The organism is Bacillota bacterium (assembly GCA_040754675.1).
Classification (GTDB): Bacteria; Bacillota; Limnochordia; order Limnochordales; family Geochordaceae; genus Geochorda.
In genome coordinates, this window is sequence record JBFMCJ010000659.1 from 1 (window position 1) to 2,114 (window position 2,114).

2 protein-coding genes and 1 pseudogene are annotated in these 2,114 nt (G+C 57.9%); 1 reads left to right on the forward strand and 2 read right to left on the reverse strand.

All coding sequences use genetic code 11. The features are described 5' to 3' along the window. The first annotated feature begins 416 nt into the window (after window positions 1–416). A pseudogene (locus tag AB1609_22175) lies at window positions 417–632 on the forward strand (transposase). Between the two features lie 68 nt (window positions 633–700). Here the strand turns inward: AB1609_22175 and AB1609_22180 are convergent. Together AB1609_22180 and AB1609_22185 are read right to left on the reverse strand one after the other, a co-directional pair. Then, window positions 701–1,591 carry a carbohydrate ABC transporter permease gene (locus AB1609_22180; protein MEW6049142.1) on the reverse strand — a complete coding sequence of 297 codons (891 nt, stop codon included), beginning with the start codon at window positions 1,589–1,591 and terminating at the stop codon, window positions 701–703. Between the two features lie 72 nt (window positions 1,592–1,663). Next, window positions 1,664–2,114: sugar ABC transporter permease (locus AB1609_22185; GenBank protein ID MEW6049143.1), on the reverse strand; the 451-nt coding region annotated here is incomplete at its 5' end.

The window sequence follows — 2,114 nt, forward strand, 5'->3', positions numbered from 1 at the left end:
CGCTGGTGGCCGTCGCCCTCAAGCTGCTGCGGGTGATGTTCGCGCTGATGCAAAAGGGTGTTCCCTACGACCCGAGCCGGGTCCTGGGGGAGGTGAGGCAGGCACAGCTGGCCCAGGCGGCGTAGGCGCGTAAAGCCTTGCGACCCTTGGGTGGGGAAAGCCGTTTTTCTCCATTCGGGCATCGACCCTGTAAGTGAGTACGGCACACCCCACCCCCCCTTCATCCAGGCCGAACGAAGGAATGGGCGGGCATAGACCCCGTGAGCCATGATAGGGTTGCCGAGGGGGTGGGGTGGGGACCCAAGGGCAGGCGGTGGATAACCGGCCGGCGCGTGCCTACCTCGGCGAGGCTACCGGTTGTGGAAAAAGGCGAAAAAGGGAGCAGGACCGCGAAAGCAGACACAAGTTTGAGATAGGAGATCGGGCGGCGCACGGACGCCGTAGGCATCTTCCCCAACCCGGAGGCCGCGCTGCGGCTGATCGGGGCGGTGCTGCAGGAGCAGCATGAAGAGTGGATGGCGTCTCGGCGCTACTTCAGCCAGGAGTCCATGGCCAAGCTCTACGCTGCCCGGCAAAGGGCGACGGGGGGTGAAAGCGAGGGAATGCCGCAGCTGCCTGACATCGCGGCGTAACGGGTGACAGTCAAGTGGGAACCCAATTTACACCACTTGCGGGGACGCTATCCCCCTCCTTTCCTGTCCTACCCTTTCAGCCCGGTCAAGGCAATGCCCTCAACAAAGAACCGCTGGGCGGCCAAGAACGCTATCACCAACGGAAAGACGGATATTGTGACCCCAGCCATTACCAGGTTCCACTGCACATCCACGTCGCCGCGGAAAATGGCGAGGCCCAGTGCGAGCGTCCGTTTGCTCTCACTATTGATAAAGACCAGGGGATGCAGATAGTCATTCCAGTGCCACATAAGCGTGAAAACCGCGAGAGTCGCTAGGGCCGGTTTAGCTTGCGGAAGAATGACGGAGACAAATCGGCGGAGATATCCGGCTCCATCTATCGCAGCAGCCTCTTCCAGTTCCCGGGGTATCGTGACAAAGAATTGTCGGAGGAGAAACGTTCCGTAGGCGGTAAACATTCCCGGCAGAACGAGAGAAAGATGGTTGTCCAGCAGGCCAAACCACTTCATGAGAATGAACCTGGGAACCAGGGTGACCTGGCCCGGGATCATCAGAGTGGCCAAGTACCCCATGAAGAGATAATCGCGTCCGGGGAAACGCAACCTAGCGAATGCGTACGCTCCCATCGCGGAAGTCGCTACTGCCCCGAACGTACTCAACAGGCTGACCTTCACTGTGTTCAGGACGTACAAATGGAATGGTGCGACTTGGAACACCTCTCGAAAGTTTGACCAGGTCCAATGGCGCGGCACTAGCCTGAACGGATCGACGAAAATCTCTGTATAAGACTTGAAACCGGACGCGACCATCCAAACGAATGGTAGGGCCATCAAAATAGCGCTAATAACCAGAAACCCATATACCAGAGCCGCCGACCACACCTGTGCTGAGCGCGAGCGCAGGCCGCGGGCGGAGGTGGAAACTCGAACTTGTCCCAGTACAAGAGCTTTGCTTCGCATAACTTGTCCTTCCTTTGTGGCCACCCTTGACCTCGTGGGAGTTTACCGTGGCAACCAGGAAGCTGGTGCCTACTACTGGTAAACCCACCGCTTCGAGGTGGCAAATTGTACGATGGTAACCAGCAGAATTACGCCAAACAATATATACGCCGCAGCCGAGGCGTACCCCATTTGGAACGACGAGAATGCATACTGGTAGACGAACATAACAAGTGTATTCGTGGCATTGGCCGGACCGCCTCCGGTCAGGACGGTGGTGAGCTCAAAGACCTGGAACGATCCGATGACCGACGTGATCGTGACAAAGAAGATGCTCGGGGATATCAGGGGAAGAGTTACTTTCCGTACCGTTTGCCAGGGGCTAGCACCGTCAACGAGGGCTGCTTCGTACAGTTCCCTAGGCACCTCTTGCAAAGCAGCTAAGAGAATGACCATGTTGTACCCTAGAGTCTTCCAGACCGCTACCATTATGACGGCCGGCATCGCCCAACGAGTCGACGTAAGCCAAGGGATCGGTCCCAAG

Coding starts and splice junctions, on each gene's coding strand:
- AB1609_22180 (MEW6049142.1), bottom strand. CDS start 1,591: ATGCGAAGCAAAGCTCTTGTACTGGGACAAGTTCGAGTTTCCACCTCC.